Annotated in this window: 15 protein-coding genes and 2 tRNA genes; 16 read left to right on the forward strand and 1 reads right to left on the reverse strand. The window is 44.8% G+C overall.

Going from position 1 to position 19,762, the window contains the following annotated elements; genetic code table 11:
• The first annotated feature begins 328 nt into the window (after window positions 1–328).
• From ilvB to ilvC, 3 genes are all read left to right on the forward strand, one after another.
• The gene (ilvB, locus tag ACFSVM_RS04610) at window positions 329–2,074 is read left to right on the forward strand and encodes a biosynthetic-type acetolactate synthase large subunit (RefSeq protein ID WP_076311711.1); all 1,746 of its coding nucleotides are present in this window, start codon (window positions 329–331) and stop codon (window positions 2,072–2,074) included.
• A 3-nt stretch (window positions 2,075–2,077) separates the two neighbouring features.
• The gene (gene ilvN, locus ACFSVM_RS04615) at window positions 2,078–2,560 is read left to right on the forward strand and encodes an acetolactate synthase small subunit (protein ID WP_047910030.1); all 483 of its coding nucleotides are present in this window, start codon (window positions 2,078–2,080) and stop codon (window positions 2,558–2,560) included.
• Between the two features lie 200 nt (window positions 2,561–2,760).
• Window positions 2,761–3,753 (forward strand): ketol-acid reductoisomerase, encoded by a 993-nt coding sequence (gene ilvC / locus ACFSVM_RS04620; RefSeq protein ID WP_076311710.1) that lies wholly within the window; start codon window positions 2,761–2,763, stop codon window positions 3,751–3,753.
• A 91-nt stretch (window positions 3,754–3,844) separates the two neighbouring features.
• Here the strand turns inward: ilvC and ACFSVM_RS04625 are convergent, their stop codons facing one another.
• Complete coding sequence (locus ACFSVM_RS04625; RefSeq protein ID WP_076311709.1) at window positions 3,845–4,825, reverse strand: aldo/keto reductase; 981 nt, start codon at window positions 4,823–4,825, stop codon at window positions 3,845–3,847.
• 197 nt (window positions 4,826–5,022) lie between these two features.
• On the opposite strand from ACFSVM_RS04625, the gene leuB reads away from it, so the two are divergent.
• The 13 genes from leuB (at window position 5,023) to ACFSVM_RS04690 (ending at window position 19,643) form a co-directional block, all read left to right on the forward strand.
• A complete protein-coding gene (leuB, locus tag ACFSVM_RS04630) occupies window positions 5,023–6,102 on the forward strand; it encodes a 3-isopropylmalate dehydrogenase (protein ID WP_090723846.1) in 1,080 nt (359 codons plus the stop codon).
• Window positions 6,103–6,393: 291 nt separating this feature from the next.
• Entirely contained in the window at window positions 6,394–6,933 is a 540-nt protein-coding gene (locus ACFSVM_RS04635) for a peroxiredoxin (RefSeq protein ID WP_076311707.1), read from the forward strand.
• A 298-nt stretch (window positions 6,934–7,231) separates the two neighbouring features.
• Window positions 7,232–7,648 (forward strand): hypothetical protein, encoded by a 417-nt coding sequence (locus ACFSVM_RS04640; RefSeq protein ID WP_047910026.1) that lies wholly within the window; start codon window positions 7,232–7,234, stop codon window positions 7,646–7,648.
• Window positions 7,649–8,123: 475 nt separating this feature from the next.
• On the forward strand, window positions 8,124–9,227 hold the full coding sequence (locus tag ACFSVM_RS04645; RefSeq protein WP_076311706.1) for an ATP-binding protein: 1,104 nt from the start codon (window positions 8,124–8,126) through the stop codon (window positions 9,225–9,227).
• 160 nt (window positions 9,228–9,387) lie between these two features.
• A complete protein-coding gene (locus tag ACFSVM_RS04650; RefSeq protein ID WP_256209575.1) occupies window positions 9,388–10,908 on the forward strand; it encodes a leucyl aminopeptidase in 1,521 nt (506 codons plus the stop codon).
• A gap of 127 nt (window positions 10,909–11,035) precedes the next feature.
• Window positions 11,036–12,007 (forward strand): AAA family ATPase, encoded by a 972-nt coding sequence (locus ACFSVM_RS04655; protein ID WP_090723437.1) that lies wholly within the window; start codon window positions 11,036–11,038, stop codon window positions 12,005–12,007.
• Window positions 12,008–12,010: 3 nt separating this feature from the next.
• The gene (locus tag ACFSVM_RS04660; RefSeq protein WP_076311704.1) at window positions 12,011–13,120 is read left to right on the forward strand and encodes a DUF58 domain-containing protein; all 1,110 of its coding nucleotides are present in this window, start codon (window positions 12,011–12,013) and stop codon (window positions 13,118–13,120) included.
• Window positions 13,117–14,424, forward strand: a complete 1,308-nt coding sequence (locus ACFSVM_RS04665; protein WP_090723435.1) for a hypothetical protein — start codon at window positions 13,117–13,119, stop codon at window positions 14,422–14,424. The genes ACFSVM_RS04660 and ACFSVM_RS04665 overlap by 4 nt, the downstream gene beginning before the upstream one ends.
• A 95-nt stretch (window positions 14,425–14,519) precedes the next feature.
• Window positions 14,520–15,482: an aldolase catalytic domain-containing protein gene (locus tag ACFSVM_RS04670; RefSeq protein ID WP_256209574.1), complete on the forward strand. Its 963-nt coding sequence runs from the start codon at window positions 14,520–14,522 to the stop codon at window positions 15,480–15,482.
• 958 nt (window positions 15,483–16,440) lie between these two features.
• Complete coding sequence (locus ACFSVM_RS04675; protein ID WP_379260670.1) at window positions 16,441–17,940, forward strand: putative bifunctional diguanylate cyclase/phosphodiesterase; 1,500 nt, start codon at window positions 16,441–16,443, stop codon at window positions 17,938–17,940.
• Between the two features lie 262 nt (window positions 17,941–18,202).
• A tRNA-Pro gene (locus ACFSVM_RS04680) sits at window positions 18,203–18,276 on the forward strand.
• A gap of 10 nt (window positions 18,277–18,286) precedes the next feature.
• Window positions 18,287–18,357: transfer RNA gene (locus ACFSVM_RS04685), tRNA-Gly, on the forward strand.
• A 134-nt stretch (window positions 18,358–18,491) separates the two neighbouring features.
• Window positions 18,492–19,643, forward strand: coding sequence for an SGNH/GDSL hydrolase family protein (locus ACFSVM_RS04690; RefSeq protein WP_090723360.1), 1,152 nt, complete (start codon window positions 18,492–18,494; stop codon window positions 19,641–19,643).
• The last annotated feature ends 119 nt before the right edge of the window (window positions 19,644–19,762 follow it).

The raw sequence follows: 19,762 nt of genomic DNA on the forward strand, positions 1-19,762 counted from the left end.
TGAAAAGCAAGCAAGGTTCTTGCCTATTAGGGAAAATCGTAAGTCTACGTTACAGACGACAGGTATGAAGAATGGGTAGGTCTTATCTGACCAACATTTCTTACTACTTGCTAAGGTCAGATTCCGTGAGGAATTTGACAAATCTGGGTGGTACCACGGAAGCAGCAACCTTTCGTCCCTCGCGAGGCATATTTTATGTCCGCAGGGATGGAAGGTTTTTTTGTTGTAAAAGCAAGATGAATCAAGGGTCATCAATTACAGATAACCCTTACTTGATTTCTTTTCAACATGTCAGATTAATGTAATCCTTAAGAAGGGGGAGATCTTCATGAATGCGCATAATCCTGAAATGCGATCAACTGATCAACTACGTGAGAAATGGATGAAACCGGAAGTCATTACAGGCTCGGAAATTCTACTTCGAAGCTTGCTGTTAGAAGGTGTTGAATGCGTCTTTGGCTACCCGGGGGGCGCGGTCCTATACATCTACGATGCAATGTATGGATTTGAAGATTTCAAGCATTTGCTTACAAGGCATGAGCAAGGCGCCATTCACGCAGCCGACGGATATGCTCGGGCAAGCGGCAAAGTAGGCGTATGTATCGCTACTTCCGGTCCGGGAGCAACTAACCTGGTAACGGGCATTGCAACGGCCTACATGGATTCGGTACCACTTGTTGTCATTACGGGGAATGTCGTTTCCAGCTTGATTGGTACGGATGCTTTCCAAGAAGCAGATATTACTGGGATTACGATGCCGATCACTAAGCACAGCTATCTGGTTCGCTCAGTAGAGGATTTGCCGAGAGTGATTCATGAGGCGTTTCATATTGCGAACACAGGGCGTAAAGGTCCGGTATTAATCGATATTCCTAAGGACGTATCCGCTAATAAGACGCTGTTTGTTCCACAGACAGAGCCTGTAAATATGCGAGGTTACAATCCAACAGTTACGCCTAACAAGCTGCAGCTTGATAAGCTGCACCAAGCGATTAAGCAAGCAGAGCGACCCGTAATTCTGGCCGGCGGCGGAATCGTATACGCTGGAGCACATGAAGCACTGTTCGAATTTGTGAAGAAGACAGAGATTCCAATTACGACAACATTACTTGGTCTTGGTGGATTCCCAAGCGGTCATGAGCTATGGATGGGGATGCCTGGGATGCACGGTACGTATACAGCGAATCAAGCTATTCAGCAGTCTGACCTATTGATCAACTTTGGAGCAAGATTTGATGATCGGGTAACCGGCAAGCTGGACGGTTTTGCCCCACGAGCGAAGATCGTGCATATTGATATTGATCCTGCAGAGATCGGCAAAAACGTACCGACAGACATTCCGATTGTAGGGGATGTGAAGACCGTACTTGAATTGCTCAATCATGAAGCTGCGCGTGCAGATCAGGCAGATGAGTGGCGGAACCAGATACGGGAGTGGAAAGGCGACCGTTTGTACAACTACAAGGATTCAGATGAAGTCCTCAAACCTCAATGGGTTATTGAGATGCTGAATGACACGACGGAAGGCAACGCAATTGTAACTACGGACGTAGGCCAGCATCAGATGTGGGCAGCTCAGTATTACAAGTTTAATCAACCGCGTTCATGGGTAACTTCCGGGGGACTTGGAACGATGGGCTTCGGCTTCCCTTCAGCCATCGGTGCTCAGATGGCGCATCCGGATCGTCTCGTTATCTCTATTAATGGAGACGGCGGTATGCAGATGTGTTCTCAAGAGCTTGCCATCTGTGCAATTAACAAGATTCCAGTTAAGATTGTGGTTATCAACAACCAGGTACTAGGGATGGTAAGACAATGGCAAGAGCTGATCTACGACAACAGATATAGTCACATTGATCTAGCTGGAAGTCCTGATTTTGTCAAATTGGCAGAGGCTTATGGGGTCAAGGGTCTGCGTGCCACGAATAAGGAAGAAGCGCAGAAGATTTGGTCAGAAGCGCTCGAAACAGACGGTCCGGTGCTTGTAGAGTTTGTTGTTAACAAGGAAGAAAACGTATATCCGATGGTAATGCAGGGATCGACCATTGATCAAATGCTGATGGGGGATGCATAAATCATGAATAGACATACGATTGCCGTACTGGTAAATGATCAGCCAGGAGTACTTCAACGGGTATCAGGTCTGTTCGGTCGCCGCGGCTTTAACATTGAAAGTATCACGGTTGGTCAGTCTGAGGAAGCCGGATTATCCCGAATGGTTATTGTGACACTTGGGGATGAACATCTTCTTGAGCAGATTGAGAAGCAGCTATACAAATTAATTGACGTTATCAAGGTTGTTAATTTGAGCTCCAATCCGATGGTTGCACGCGAGCTCGCACTGATCAAGATCAAAGCAGAGCCTTCGGTTCGTCCGGAAATTATGGGTCTCGTCGAAACGTTCCGTGCCTCGGTTGTCGATATCGGCAACTCCAGCCTGATGATTCAAGTTGTAGGAGATACAGATAAGATTGACGCGATGATCGAGCTCATTAAGCCATATGGTATCAGGGAATTATCTAGAACAGGTGTAACGGCAATGATCCGAGGAAACGTATAAATATACTTTTCGTATTCATTAGCCAGCCTGTCTTAACATCATATTTTAGTCATTTACCGCGACAGGAATTTGCAGTCCTGAAGAATGAGCGGGGGCTTGAGGGGACTAGAGGCTTAGATTAACGGACGGTTCTGCAGTCCCTTGAAACACCCGCTCATTCATGCAGGGTTTTCTTTACAATACAAAGGAGGGCTTTAACAATGGCAGTTACAACTTATTATGAACAGGATGCAGATCTTAGTGTATTGAAAGGTAAAACCATCGCCGTTATCGGTTATGGAAGTCAAGGACATGCTCAGGCACAAAACTTGCGTGACAGTGGTCTAAACGTAGTTATCGGTTTGCGCGAAGGTAAATCATTTGAGACAGCTAAAAATGACGGCTTCGAAGTATTGCCGGTTGCAGAAGCAACTCGCCGTGCTGATGTTGTGCAAATCCTGATGCCGGATGAAACACAAGCTTCCGTTTACAAAAATGAAATTGAGCCTAACCTGAAAAAAGGTGCAACTCTGATGTTCTCCCACGGCTTCAATGTTCATTTTGGACAAATTGTTGCTCCTAAAGACAGTGATGTTATGCTGGTAGCTCCTAAATCTCCTGGGCATATGGTTCGCCGTACATATGTTGAGGGCTTTGGTGTACCTGGTCTAATTGCGATTGAGCAGGATGCTACGGGTCAAGCCAAAGAAATTGGTCTGGCTTATGCAAAAGGGATCGGTTGTACACGTGCTGGTGTTATTGAAACTTCCTTCCGTGAAGAAACAGAAACAGATTTGTTCGGTGAACAAGCTGTGCTGTGTGGTGGTGTAAGCGCACTTGTAAAAGCAGGCTTTGAAACATTAACAGAAGCTGGCTATGCTCCAGAAATGGCTTACTTCGAATGCTTGCATGAGCTGAAGCTGATCGTTGACCTAATGTATGAAGGTGGACTTGCCAGCATGCGTGATTCCATCAGTAACACAGCGGAATACGGTGACTATGTAACTGGACCACGCGTTGTAACTGAAGACACCAAAGCAGCAATGAAAGCAGTCCTTAGCGATATCCAGCAAGGTAAATTCGCTCGCGACTTCATCCTGGAAAATCAATCCGGACGCGCATTCCTGACAGCGACTCGCCGTAATGAAGCGAATCATCCAATCGAGGTTGTCGGCGCACAATTGCGTGAAATGATGCACTGGACTCATAAATAAGATCATAGCTCTCTATTCTCTGAGAATCGTGATGACAATGACAAAAGGCGGCCAAGCTGTAATAGCTTAGGCCGCTTTTTTTGCTGCTTCATTACCACGCGTAAGCGTTTGGCGCATGACCGCCTGGACCTGGGAAGATTTCATCCAGCCGCTTGAGGACTGACTCGTCCAGCTTGATCTCCAGTGCATCTAGTGTGTTTTCGAATTGTTCGAGTGTGCGAGGACCAATAATTGGAGCGGTAACCGCAGGATTCGCAAGGAGCCAAGCCAAAGCGACATTATCCTGCGGCTCTCCAAGCTCACGGCAGAGTGCACCGAACTCTTCCAACTGTGTGCGATGCTGCTCGACACGCTCCGCAATTCCACCACTACGAGTTCCTTCGATCTTCTTGAGTGCATTTCGTCCGAGCAGACCGCCATCAAGCGGACTCCAAGGAATGATGCCAAGTCCAAGCTTATGTGCTGCAGGAAGCACTTCGAGCTCAGGAAGCCGGCAATTCAGGCTGTATTTGTGCTGTTCTGACACAAGCCCTAAGAAATTTCGATTCTTGGCTTCCATTTGAGCAACCGCTATCTGCCATCCGGCAAAATTGCTTGAGCCGACATAGCCGATTTTTCCCTGATGAATTCCAACTTCAAAAGCTCCCCATAATTCTTCCCAGGAGACATTAGGATCGACATGGTGCATTTGATAGAGCTCAATATGATCGGTTTGAAGTCGTTGAAGTGAGCCTTCGAGATGCCGGCGGATTTTGTAGGCTGACAAGCCTGCTTCATCATTGGGTCCATCGTTGCTGTCATGCATGGAGCCGTATACTTTGGTCGCAAGTACGACTTTTTCTCTGCGTCCGCCGCCTTGCTTAAACCATTTACCGATGATCGTTTCTGTCAGTCCTGCATTTTCACCCCATCCGTAGATGTTTGCTGTGTCGAAAAAATTGAGGCCTGCATCAACGGCAGCATCCATAATGCGAAAGGCTTCCTTCTCATCCGTTGCAGGTCCAAAATTCATCGTACCCAGACACAGACGGCTTACCTTGAGTCCTGATCTTCCTAAATACGTATACTGCATCCACTATCATCCTCTCATCAGGGAAATTGAACCATCTAAACAAGTCTATTGTAATCGGATTCTTCCATCTCTTTCAACTTCGTACTGCCTTATAGTCTATACCTATAGACGCGATAGCTTCTATATCTTGGTCAAATGTACCGTGATTATGTTACAAAGGTATATAGCAGATATTATTTAGAATGGAGCGTGCAGTCATGTCAGAAGTCAAAAAAATCGCCGTCATTGCTGGAGATGGCATTGGACCAGAGGTTGTTGCAGAAGCGGAGAGAGTGTTGAAACGAACCGAAGAAGTGTTCGGATATACTTTTGAAACAAATCACGCTTTATTTGGCGGAATTGCGATTGATGAGACAGGAACCCCTTTGCCGAAAGAAACACTGGAGGTATGTCAAAGTGCGGATGCAGTACTGCTTGGAGCGGTCGGAGGTCCGAAATGGGACAACAATTCCAAGGAGCTTCGTCCAGAAACAGGATTGCTGGGGATCCGCAAAGCACTCGGATTATTTTCCAACCTGAGACCTGCCGTCGTATTCGATTGTCTCAAAGATGCTTCTACACTAAAGCCGGAAGTGCTTGAAGGCACAGATCTTATGGTCGTTCGAGAGCTGACAGGCGGAATCTACTTTGGAGAGAAGTTCCGCAGAGAGGGAGAGCATGGCGAAGAAGCGGTAGATACCTGCGTATATAATGTAGCAGAAGTAGAACGGATTGTTCGACAAGCTTTTGAAATTGCACAAAAACGTAGAAAAAAATTGGCATCGGTCGATAAAGCAAATGTGCTTGAAACCTCCCGCTTATGGCGTGAAGTGGTAAACCGGGTCGCTCCAGAATATCCAGATGTTGAAGTTGAGCATGTGCTCGTAGATAACTGTGCAATGCAGCTGCTGCGCCGTCCATCAAGCTTTGATGTCATTGTTACGGAAAATATGTTTGGTGATATTTTAAGTGACGAAGCGGCTATGCTTACAGGCTCAATCGGAATGCTCGCATCGGCGTCTATGGGTGAAGGAAGCTTTGGTCTATATGAACCCGTACACGGATCAGCTCCGGATATTGCAGGTCAGGGATTAGCGAATCCGATTGCGACGATTCTGTCAGTTGCCTTGATGTTCCGTTTGACATTTGGATACAGCGATGCAGCAGATGCGATTGAGAGAGCAGTTGCCCAGGTGCTGGATGCAGGACATCGGACAAGTGATATTGCTGTAGATAAGAGCACTGCGATCAGCACCTCCGAGATGGGAGATCTGATTGTAGCGGCGATTGTAAAATAAGAGTGCATAGAAGCTTTGTAGAATGAAGAGAAGTTAAATTTAAAATGATAAGTCAGGAGTACAGTAGGAGAGGTTAACGGCCATACTGTGCTTCTTTTCTTCTTAATTATAATAATTATCAACAAATAAGGTTTATAATATTGACTTTGAAACTTGACGGTGATAGGATTTTAAATGTGCTCTTTTTTGAGAGTTTCATAAACTCTTCATTAATTTTAAGAGTTTCACATACTCTTCACAATCTAAAGAGAAAACGATTTTGGTTACATAGGAGAAGGAGGACTTTTTATCATGGCAGAACGTTTGGTTGGAAAAACAGCTCCGGATTTTGTAATGGAGACCGTAACTGGTGATGGTAAAGATTTTGGTAAGGTTCAATTGTCTGACTATCGTGGTAAATGGCTGGTATTTTTCTTCTACCCGCTAGACTTCACATTTGTATGCCCAACTGAGATTACAGCACTCAGCGATGCTTATAATGATTTCAAAATTTTGGATACAGAAATTCTTGGTGTGAGTGTAGACTCGATCCATAGCCACAAAGCTTGGATCAACACTCCAAAAGACAGCGGCGGCTTGGGTCAAATTAACTTCCCGCTCGCTTCCGACATTACGAAGCAAGTTGCTCGTGACTATGGCGTATTGATTGAAGAAGAAGGTGTTGCACTACGTGGTCTCTTCATCATTGACCCTGAAGGCGAGTTGAAATATCAAGTCGTTAACCACAACGATGTGGGTCGTTCTGTAGAAGAAACACTTCGTGTGCTTCAAGCTCTGCAATCCGGCGGATTGTGCGCAATGAACTGGAAGCCAGGCGACAGCAACCTGTAAATCGTTATATCGCTTCTAAGTTAAGTAAGCCCTCAAGGCGGTAATTACCGCTGAGAGGGCTTTTTTCACCGTATAGACTTATATTGCTATGTCTACACGAGGAATATTCAATATCCTTAACTAATTGGCGTTTTAAGTCGGTTTTTTTCGTGTTATAACGAGTATAGCCCTTTTTTTATGGAGATTCGATTAAGAAAGAGGAATTGGGATTGTCATAACGAATAGGGTAAAAGAATACGCTATTGAACATAATGTATACAATGCTTCCGGTTTTGTGTCTACAAGGAGGGTGAGCAAAATGAGTTTTTGTTGTGGAGCAAGTATGATCGGGACAAAGGGAACATTAAAGCATTACCGAACGCAGGTCCACAATGTTCCCCTGCTCTTTTGTCCGGTATGTAATCGGGTAGAGGTTCACTATAAGGTTGAGAATGAGTATGAAATATTGGCTGAGTATGCACATGGTGATGGTGCATCTGAGATTGATTTTCAGGATTATGTCATGGAAGATGAAGATACGATTTACGAAAATTGCGTAAACCGGGAGAACGAAGATCCTCTAGAAATTATACAGCGTCAGATCGATACTTCCTTGGATTTGCTATCCATTGCTAAGAGCATAGAAGATCATAAATGGGAGAGCGAGCTTAAACGAAGACTTGCTGTCATGAGCAAGAGACGATCCAAGATCAAGCCAAATCAGACAGGCCGATAACCGAAAATACCTATGCATAAAGATGAAGCCTCCGTTATTAACGGAGGCTTTAGATGTAGGATAAAATGCCATTTTAATTTCTACAGAAAAGGTTATATCTGCTTAATATCCAACAATTCGACAGTATCTTCGGTTGACTCTAATTGGTAAACTTGTCTATGATTAAATAGACATCCCCAAAAACTCTGCATGACGGTAGATCAGCTAAACATAGCTTAACAGCGAGGAAGCAAACGATCAGCGCCCGAAGTTAAACCTCATAGACCTCCATACTGCAGTGATTCATACTTCATTCCAGTTCTTATGTTAATGGTGCCTTATCTGAAGCGTAACGTAGTCGTATGACACGAAAGACCCCTGTGTCTGTATGGTCGACGCTGGTTTAGATCTATAGCGGGAAGCCTCGTCATCATCTATGTGACGATTAGTAGTCCGATCGGCAAGTTCCATTTACGTGTAAAGGGGGAGCCTGAGTATGATCAGTGAGTTTCAGAACACATTGATTTCTGCAAACGACGTATTTCCACTACAGCATCTAGATAACAGCAATTATGAGAATATTCTAGAACACTTGGATAGCGGAATCATGTTATTTGATAGGGATGGGGTTCTTACTTTCATTAATCTGCAGATGGCCAGATTGCTAGAGCTGCCACGCCATCAACTGCTCGGCTGTGATGTAGTTCAGCTCGTACGGCATCCATACATTAGCCGGTTCAAAAAGAAAAAGATTATGAGGATATTCAGGGAGACCATTTTCCATCGTAAGCGCTATCATGAGGTGCTTGACGAATATGGGAAGCATTGGCTCATCACTATGACGTACGGTGATCAGATGGACGGCAACTTTTTGCTAAGTGTAAAGGACGTATCGGATTTCAAACAAATCGAGCAAACCGCGTATCAGAACGATAAGCTGGCCATGCTGGGACAAATCTCAGCCTCCATCGCTCATGAAATTCGCAATCCGCTAACCGCCATCCGAGGGTTTATTCAATTGCTAAGACCTCACCTTATTCAGTTAGGCAAGGATGAATATGCAAGAATTATACTTACAGAAATTGATCGAGCGAATGATATTATTTATGAATTCCTTAATTCATCCAAGCCTTCTGCCCCACAAAAAACCGTGATTCCAGTTCAATCTTTACTCAAAGAAGTGGTGCTGCTTACAGAAAGCGAAGGTTTAATGAAAGGATGTCAAATAGAGATGGACAATGCTGATCATCCGCTATATGTGTCCATCGACGTAAAACAAATTAAGCAGGTCATGCTGAATATGGTCAAGAATGCAATGGATGCCATCGAGAATGTAGGTGAGGATCATTCAGGGCTTATCCAGATTGAAACACAGCAAGAAGGCACTAATGTCGTCATTTCCATAAGAGATAATGGACAGGGAATGGATCACAATACTTTAGTAAGGCTGTTTGATCCTTTCTTTACGACCAAGGAAGCAGGCACTGGGCTCGGACTATCCGTCAGCTATCGAATTATTAAGAATCATGGAGGCACCATATCCGTTGACAGTAAATCTGGAGAAGGAACAGAATTCAAGATTTCTCTTCCTATCGTATAATCTGTGCATCACTTCAATAGATCGGAAGCGTAGCTGCTTCTGATTTTTTTTTGCTCTCTGAACTTTTTTAATTTGTCATGGCGGGTATATGAAAGGAGTAGTATGAAATTAAGGCTATATTTGAATTTGATCGTATTTAATAGCTAGCTGAAGGATGGATATGATGATGAATGTGAAGATGGAAGTGTTATGGAAATCAGATATTCCGATCGAATCGATTGAAGCGCAAGCTGTCATTTGTTTGGTAAGCGAGGCGGAGTGGATTACGGGACATTTTCCTGCGGAATGGAAGGAAGCGATTGCTTCTGTAAAGGAACGAGGATTATTCCAAGGATCTGAAAATCAATTGTTTACCATACCCGTGATGCAGTCAGATACAGCAATAACATTAATATTAGTCGGAACAGGACAGTATCCTTTTACCCCTGAAGGGCTTCGCCTTGCTGCAGTGCGCGCTGCAAAAACAGCGGTGAAGATCTGCGCAGATCAAGTCGTTTTTGCATTGCCTTCCTCTATGCTTACTTATTCGTTGTCCCAAGATATTGCTGTCGTGGCTCATACGCTTACAGAAGGTTTTATACTAGGCACCTATCGACGCAAAACATACAAACGTACACAAGTGGCCTATACTGGCCCAGATCGGCTTATATTTCATCAGGACAAAGTGTATCAGGACGAACATGAGCGGCAGTGGCATATCGGTATGGAGCGGGGGAGGGCTTTTGCAGAAGGAACGATACTAGCCAGAGACTTAACAAATCTGCCTGGCAATATGCTTGTTCCTCATGATCTGGCCAATGCGGCCGTAAGGCTCGCTGAGCAGCATGGACTTGAATACGAAGTGCTGGATGAGAACGAAATTGTTAAGAAGGGCATGGGTGGGCTCTTGTCGGTAGGAGCCGGGAGTGTGAATCCTCCTCGAATGATTGTCCTGAAATATCAAGGGAAGACCTCCTGGGAAGGAGAAATTATCGGGCTGGTCGGAAAAGGCATTACGTTTGACACCGGTGGAATATCACTCAAGCCTCGTGTTGGGATGGAGGAGATGATAAGTGACATGGCCGGGGCGGCTGTGGTACTGGGTGCACTGCATACCCTATGCTTGCTGCGGCCTGAGCAGAATGTGGTTGTTGTCATTCCCTCCGCTGAAAATATGCCCTCAGGCAGTGCTTTCAAACCGGGAGATATTATCACTACACTCAGCCGCAGAACCGTTGAGATCTTAAATACGGATGCAGAAGGAAGGCTCGTGCTCGCTGATGGATTAACTTATGCGAAGGAGCTCGGAGCAACAAGGATTATTGATGTAGCTACATTGACTGGAGCAGTTGTATCAGCACTTGGCGACGTCGCTACAGGAGCTGTATCTAACGACGATCCCTTTATGAATGAATTTATACTAGCCTCTAAACGAACAGGTGAGAAGGTATGGCCGCTGCCCGCCTATCCTGAATTTGAAGAAATGCTGCGAAGCGAGGTCGCCGATCTGCGGAACAGTACAGGAAGATACGGTGCTTCTATTACTGCAGGTCTATTTATAGGTACTTTTGCAGAAGGAATGCCGTGGATCCATCTGGATATTGCCGGAACGGCTTATGTATCGAAAGAGAGAGGTATTCATCCCAAAGGAGCGACTGGAGCTATGGTGAGAACCATTGCAGAATATGTAACAAATGCATAAGTAATTCAGGCCTTGTGATATACAAGGTCTTTTTCATTTGAAAAAACATGCATGGGATATAGGGTTATGGTAAAATCACTTTATTATATGAAAACGTTTACGAATATGGGGAGGTCTTGACATCGTTATGGAATTTCAAGAAATCGCACAAGTAGCGGCCAAGCTTAGAGCAAATATGGCAAAAGTCATTGTAGGTAAAAATGATACAGTGGATTTAATGCTGATCGCCATGATCGCCTCAGGTCATATTCTGCTTGAGGATGTACCAGGTACCGGGAAGACTTTGCTGGCCAAAACGATGGCAGCCTCGTTAGATTGTACGTTTAGACGAGTGCAGTTTACTCCTGATCTATTGCCCTCAGACCTCACGGGGATTCATTTCTATAATCAAAAGGAAGGAGAGTTTGAATTTCGCGAAGGTCCTCTGTTCGCTAATTTGATTCTTGCCGATGAAATTAACCGAGCGACACCGAGAACACAGTCCAGCCTGCTGGAATGTATGGAGGAGAGGCAAATTAGTGTAGATGGGCACACACATGAGCTCAAAAGGCCTTTTATTGTTATCGCCACCCAAAATCCTGTTGATAATCAAGGTACATTTCCATTACCAGAGGCACAAATGGACCGCTTTATGCTCAAGATGAGCATGGGTTATCCAACTCAGGAGGAAAGTGTGGAAATTTTGCGACGTACGGTAAGCGGGGATTTCATAACAGGTGTATCTTCGGTTGTAGCCCAGCGTGACATCGTAGCTGCACAATCGGTTTATACAGCCGTTCGCGTACAGGAAGATCTGATGCGCTATATTATCTCTATCGCTGACGCAACAAGACATCATCCGGATATTGCGCTGGGCGTAAGCCCACGAGGAACACAAGCACTGCTTAAGGCGGCACAGGCCCGGGCAGCCATACAAGGCAGAGAATATATACTGCCTGATGATATAAAGGCTTTGGCGCTGCCTGTATTGTCACATCGGCTCGTATTCAAACATCGATCCAAGCAGCAGGAGGGAAAGGCTGAAGCGCTGCTTAGTGATATCATTTCACAAATTCCTGTGCCGAGCGACAGAACAAGTGTAGAAAGCAGTGTGCAATAACAGATGGAGCTTCTGTGGTTTCTTGTCGTCGGCCTTCTGCTAGTTTTTGCTCAAGGTATCCTGCTTGGGGTACCTGCACTGAAGAGAATTTCGTATCAGCGTGAGTTTGCGAAGAAACAGTGTTATGCCGGGGATGAGCTTGAGATGGTCGAGAAGATTTCGAATGAGAAAAGACTTCCCGTACCCTGGCTTCGCTTAGAGGCAATGATGCCAGCTTCTTTTATATTTCATACAGGTGCTGAACTCGGCATCAGCAGAGGAGATATTTATCAAAATCATCAAAGCTTGTTCTCGCTTAAACCCTATACTCGAATTACGCGGAAGCATTTCTTTACTTGCCAGCATCGCGGTGTGTATCAATTGGAAACGGTGACGATGACAGGCGGTGACCTCCTGGGTGTCTATTCCCATGCGAAGAAGCAGCCTGTATCGGTACAGATCACTGTATTCCCTGCACTCTTGGCTGATCACGAAATGCCAACGAGCTATGAGGTTTGGCAAGGCGAGCTGGAGGTATCCCGATGGATCGTAGAGGATCCGTTTCTTATTCTTGGTGTCAGGGAATATGGAGCGAGCGACCCGATGAATCGGATCCACTGGTCAGCAAGCGCGAGAACCGGTCAATTACAGGTATATAAACAAGGCTACAGTTCGGATCCGCAAACGCTCATTATATTCAATATTCAGGAGTCCAGTGACATGTGGAGTGTTGTAACGAAGCCGGGGATGGCCGAGAGAGGTCTATCCTATGCCGCAACCGCGGTGAATGATGCAGTGAGCAGAGGACTAAAAACAGGATTCATGCATAATGCATACGCTTTAGGATCAAATTCACTCGTGCGGATTGATGCCGACTATGGAGTTCTTCACGCAGAATATATAATGCAAGCCATGGCTGAAGTACAATTAAAGTGCTTGATACCGATGGAACAGGTGCTTATGGATGAGGCTGACAGGCAGCTTGATTCAGGAGAGCGGCAGGATTATTTATTAATTACGCCGTTCGTATCTCCAGGCATGGAGGAGCAGCTGAATCGCCTCAGATTCGGTGGAAATAAAGTCAGCATTGTATACCTTGATTCAGATCCGGAGTACAAGGAGGCAGGGAGATGAGCAATGATCGTGATCAAGCGGTACCTATAAGAGTGTACTTGCTGAGCTTGATGGAGCTCGTCTATATCTATCCTTTAACGGTACTGCTCTCTGTTTTTGCACTGCAAATAAGTCCCGTGTATACTTTCATATTGCTTGTGCTTGACCTCTTTACAGCGATCTGGCTGAGTTCTGCAATTAATAACAAGCTTATGGCTGGATGTGTATCATGGATTGCTGGAATAATGATCTCCGTTGGCGGGACGCTTCTATTAGACACAGAGCAGGATATAACCATTCTCCCTGTTCTTCTGGCAGCAGTGGCAGGAGCCGGAACGGCATATCGCGGGCTTACCCTGGGTAAACGAAGATTGAATTTTGCTCCTGCGGATCGTATGCAATATACGGGACTTATCTCATTGCTTGCATTAAGCCTGATTGCCACGAGAGTACCTAGACTGGACGATCATGCAATGAGTATTTATGCAGCCGGTATCATCGGGTTTCTAGTCTATATCTGGACAAGACATTCTCGTGAGATGAGACGGGCCACCTTAGACATGGATGGCAAGAGACCGCAAATGAAGAGCTTCTTCGAACTGAATCGGCCACGGATGCTTCTCTTCCTAGTCATAGTCATTATCCTTGGGACATTTAATTATCTGTCGGAGTTGTTTAATTACCTGTGGAACGGATTTACGAGCTGGTTTCGTTCATTGTTTGATGGAGAGCCTTCTGAGGAAATACCAGAGACCATCCCTCAGCTTCCTTCAGAAGGACTACTATTCCCTCCCACTGAAGCAGAACCTTCGAGTGATTCATCACCCGTATGGGATTGGGTACTGAACGCGCTGGTCATGCTCGCTGTGCTTGCCTTCTTATTATTCATTGGTTATGGCCTGTGGAGATTGCTCAAGAAGGTGAGCCGATATCTACAATCCAGAAGTAAACCCAAACAGGAGACTCCAATCCCGGAAAAAATAGCTTATATCGATATAACGGAGACGATCGAGAACAGACCGAAGAAAGATTTTTTTCGCATGTTCCGTAAACAACGAGTCCCTGAGGAACCTGAACAAAGAATCCGATATTATTATAAGTCTGTTGTAGAGCAGGTGGGTAAGGAAGCAGGACCACTGCCTTCATCACTCACGCCTAATGAGCTGGAGCAATGGCTGAATGAACACGAAGAAGTCCGACACAAGCACGTTCCGTATAGAGGAGAGCTGATCCACCAGTTAATAACTTTATATAATAAAGTCAGATATGGGGAGGAAAAGGTATCTCCCGAGGAGGTTCAACCGCTTGATCAGGCACATAAGTAAGCTTAATGTCAGATTAGGTCGAGCTTCTCTTTACTTTTCATTCCACGTTCAAGTATCATGAGAGAAATAAAGTAGGCATATAAAGGAGCTTAGCCATGAAGACGATGACAAATCATAGCAAGATTGTAGACTGCACGATTCGAGACGGCGGCCTCGTGAACAATTGGGATTTCAGCGTGGAATTTGTACAGAAGCTGTATGAGAGCTTAAATGAAGCAGGCGTTGAATATATGGAGGTTGGATATAAAAATTCCCCTAAGCTGCTGAAGGGTGCCGACAAAGCAGGGCCTTGGCGCTTCCTGAACGATGATTTCTTGAGAAAGGTCATTCCTCAAAAAGGCAACACCAAGCTGTCCGCACTGGTAGACATCGGAAGAGTAGACGAAAATGACATTCTTCCTCGCAGCGAAAGTATGCTGGATCTGATCCGTGTTGCTTGCTATATCAAGGATGTGGACAAGGGTCTAGAGCTAGTTCGCATCTTCCATGAACGTGGTTACGAAACGACACTTAATATTATGGCACTATCCAATGTGATGGAGAATGAGCTTCTTGAAGCTTTTGAAATGATCAATGAGAGTGTGGTTGATGTTGTATACATTGTCGATTCCTATGGAAGCCTGGATCACAGTGACATTAAATATCTTGTTGAGAAGTTCAAGCTTCATCTGCCCAACAAACGGCTTGGGGTCCACACCCACAACAACATGCAGCTCGCATTCTCCAACACGCTGATCGCTTCTGAGCTTGGTGTTGAACTGCTGGATGCTTCCGTGTATGGAATGGGCCGCGCTGCCGGTAATTGTCCGACAGAACTGCTAATAGCTCATTTGAAAGGAACTAAATATAAGCTCCGTCCTGTTCTTGATGCGCTGGAGCAGCTCCTTGTACCTCTACGTGAGAAAGAAGAGTGGGGATACATCCTGCCATATATGATAACAGGTCATCTCGACGAGCATCCTCGTTCGGCTATGGCACTTCGTAATTCGGAGAATAAAGACCGGGTCGTCGATTTCTATGATACACTTACCACACCTGAAGTGAACTTTGATAAGTGAGGATTGTGCATTAATCCTCTTATAACCGATGAATCGATTCTGGGATGAGCACTAGCCGTTTTGCTCGCATTATTCCCTGACTAGGCACTCTCTACTAAATGGTAGAGGGTGTTTTTATTTTATAGAGACTTAATACCTACAAATTGCGCGTTTATGCATAGATAAGTCAAAAAAATAGTACAAAGTTTGCTGATTAAATGGTATTATAGTCCAGTGGATATTGAAGAAAATGTTGGAATATGTCACATCTTAACTGTAAAATACATGATAACCAATGAAATAAACGTACTTTATGGACAATATTTAGGAGGCATCAATAAATGCTATGAGCATTAAGTTGAGACATCCCAAGTTCTTATGGACTGCGGGTGCTGGTCTTATATTATGTATTTTGAACCCATGGATAATGCCTTCCTTATCTTCATTGCTTAGTCAGGAACTTATTAATTTATTGGGAATGGGCATCTCTCTTTGTTCGTTAATTATCTGCTTCTCGGCGTCTAACCAGGCGAGACTTTTGGAACAGGGGCAGCGAACACATAATGGACAGTACATTGCTTCTGTATTTTTTGCAGCAGGTTTTTTGGAATTGCTATTATTTATACACTATAGTGGAATTTCCTTCAGAAATGAGTTGCTGGTGGATACCTCCGATGTCATACTTATAGTATTTTTGACTCGGTTGCTCTGTGTAATGGGCATGCTTTATCTCGGGTTTTCTTCTCCAAAATCGGCGGAGCGTCCCATCCGCAAATCTATAGGATTAGGTGCTGCCCTGCTATATATGGCAGTCCTGCTTCTCCTTCTACAAAACAACGACAATCTTGATTACTTCTTTAGCGTTTATGACCCCTTGAACGAGATTGTAAATCCAATTCATTATGCGATCCATTTTTCTCTTTTATCTTTTTTAATGCTGGCTCTGTTGGGGCTGTTATTTTCAAAGGTAAAACGAGTAATGAATGTGAATAAGAACCTCATACTTGGTATGATATTTTGTATTGTCAGTCAAGGCTTTATGCTGCAGATTCAAGACGTATCAGATCTCTCTTTTACGCTGTCCATGATCTTTCAGCTGCTGGGCTATTTCATTTTTCAAGAGGTGTATTTCAACGTTTACGTCACGATTCCACTGGAGCGGCAGACCGTCACCCGAGAACAGCTGAACTACATGGCTCATTATAATGAAGTTACAGGATTGCCGAATCGGAGGTCCTTACTCCTACATTTACGTGATTGTATGCATTCTGCATATTCAGAGAATCGGACGGTAGGTCTTCTGGTCATCAACATCAACCGATTTAAGATCATAAATGACTCGCTTGGTTATCAGTTCGGAGATCAACTGCTGAAAACAACAGGAGAACGCCTAAAGCAATATAGAGGCGGCAAAATAGAGGTGTTCTCGCTGGACAGTGACCGATATGCTGTCGTTTTAAGCGAATTTGTTGAAACAAAATTATTAAACCGGCAGGTAAGTGAAATTCTTCAGCATTTCAAAGAGCCCTTACTATTAAAAGATCGTGAGCTGTACCTTACCCCGTCTGCTGGCATTAGCCTATTTCCGTTTGACGGAAGCTCACCTGAGGAATTACTTCGTAATGCGAATACAGCCCTTCATTTCGCGAAGGATCATGGAATGGATTTGAACCGATATGCAGTCTCGATGAAACGGGAGGCACAGAAAAGCCTGCAGATGGAGCATGACATCAGAAAGGGCCTGAAGCGTGGAGAATTCTATTTGGAATACCAGCCGCAAATCGATCTAAGAACGAATGAGGTCGTTGGTGTTGAGGCACTCGTGCGCTGGCAGCATCCGGTCAAAGGGACGATCTCACCAGCAGATTTTATTCCCATCGCAGAGGAGAGCGGGCTTATTGTTCCTCTTGGGGAATGGGTGCTTAAGGAGGCATGTTCTCAGAATCGAAAATGGCAGCAGCAGTACAAACCCTTGTCGATCTCTGTGAATCTGTCCATTCGGCAATTTCAGGATGTGCATCTGACAGATCGAATTCAGCGCGTTCTGCTTGATACGGGCCTTGATCCGACATGTCTTGAGCTGGAGATTACAGAGAGCACGATGCTGGACTTTGATCAGGGAATTGATGTTCTGGATCGGATCAAGAAGTTAGGTGTACAGATTAGCATTGACGATTTTGGGACTGGCTACAGCTCGTTACATTATCTTAAGAAGCTTCCAATCGATCGATTGAAGATTGATCAGTCCTTCGTTCGTGAGCTGATGGAGGACCACAGCAACAAGGCCATCGTATCTACGATAACCTCTATGGCCAAGCATTTACAGCTTAAGGTCACTGCTGAAGGTGTAGAAAATGAAGAACAGCTTCTATTTCTGCAGGAACAGCATTGTCATGAAGGTCAGGGATACTTTTTCAGCAAACCGCTTAAGTCTGAAGATTTTGAAAGCCGATTTTTAAAGGTAGTTGTCTATAATTAGAAAGGCTAGATAGAATGAACATAAGACATACATAAATATATTTAGAAAGAACCAGTTTTGGCTGTGATGCGCTGAAAAATGGATTCGCATCATCGTTGTTTAGTGAGCCTCACAATTGTACGATTTCTTCCTCATAATCTGTGAGTTCATTCTATCTAGAAAGCTTCTAATGCTTCTCTCAGCAAAAAAAGTATTGCATGAATTAACTGTGAGTGATATATTATTAGTTGTCACCAATTAAGTAAATGATACATAACGATGACGGGATGTAGCTCAGCTTGGTAGAGCACCTGGTTTGGGACCAGGGGGTCGCATGTTCAAATCGTGTCATCCCGATTGTATATATGCGGGTGTAGTTCAATGGTAGAACTCCAGCCTTCCAAGCTGGTAGCGTGGGTTCGATTCCCATCACCCGCTTCACTAAGAGCCTTGCGATTCTTCGCGAGGCTTTTTTCTATGGGTTATAGATTTGTTTTTTGAAGCTGGAGTATAATGATGGAGGTTTAGATTGATAGATTTAGATACAACATGAATAAAAGGGTGGATTAGAAATGCTGGGGGAATACGTATCTGCAACCGCCGTGTCGACGGCAACGAATTTTATAATGATTCAGGAAACCGCATTCACACGTACATATCGAACGTACATCAAGCTTAGAGAGAACGGGCCGCTGGAAATGAAATTTTGGCACAGCAATGTGGTGGATTCTACTTGGGATATGGGTGCTGTAGCACAAGGGAGCATGCCTGGCGGGCAATGGAAGATTGAGTCGGCGTATGTAGCGGTCAGTCAGGAAGAGCGGGATGGAAGTGTTGTACCTGGATCGGGTACCCCGATCACATTTGAAGGGGAATATACGAAGCACGTACAGCCTGGAGAACAATTCTGGAGTGATGCAGTCACGATTAATGTGCTGCCGGGACGGGACCTGGTATTTACCTGGACCCTTACAACAGAAGCAGCAGGAAAGTCCTTTCCGTACAACACCGAAGGACTGCTTGTATCTGCCTATGCTGCAGAAGGAAGGAGGGCTTCGGAGGAATCGGGAGCATCCTTCACAGCACTGGAGAATCAGCTGGTCTTGCCGGCATTTATTGGGTATAAACGACAAGTGAAGCATCGGATGATCTTCTTGGGTGACTCTATCACACAGGGAGTAAGAACGCGAAAAGATGGCTATGAATACTGGGCAGCCCGTATTGCAGATGGGTTAAATACAGAATACAGCGTCTGGAATATTGGATCAGGCTGGGCAAGGGCCTATGATGCGGCTGCAGATGGTTCATGGCTTGTGAAAGCAAGTCAAGGTGATTACGTGGCTGTGGTGCTGGGTGTCAATGACATCGATATTGGCGCTCGGAGCAGCGAAGAGCTGCTTGAGGATCTGACAGCCATTGTTCGGAAATTGAAACAAAATCCGGAGGCCAAACCGCAGATCATTCTCTTCACCGTACCTCCGTTTAATTTTGTAGAGCAGAGGGAGGAGATTTGGCGTACAGTGAATGAGACGTTACGTACAAGACCGCCTGAAGGCGTGGATTATGTATTTGATATCGCAGAAGTGTTGTCCTGCGCTGCGCCGGATGAGCACCGTATTCAGCAAAAATACATGAGCAATGAATTTGATCCACACCCGAACGGTGAGGCAGGTAAACAGGTAGCAGATGCTTTCTTGAAATGGTTTAAGGGGAAGTCTTTATAATTTTAATTAGGCATTTGCATATTTGCCTTTCTTCAAGATCATGCTATACTAAAAACAATTATGATGAATGAGAGGTAACCACACGTATCATGGAGTAAAACACACGATATCCTGAAGAT

The sequence above is a fragment of the Paenibacillus shunpengii genome, from assembly GCF_042684905.1.
GTDB classification, from domain to species: Bacteria; Bacillota; Bacilli; order Paenibacillales; family Paenibacillaceae; genus Paenibacillus; species Paenibacillus shunpengii.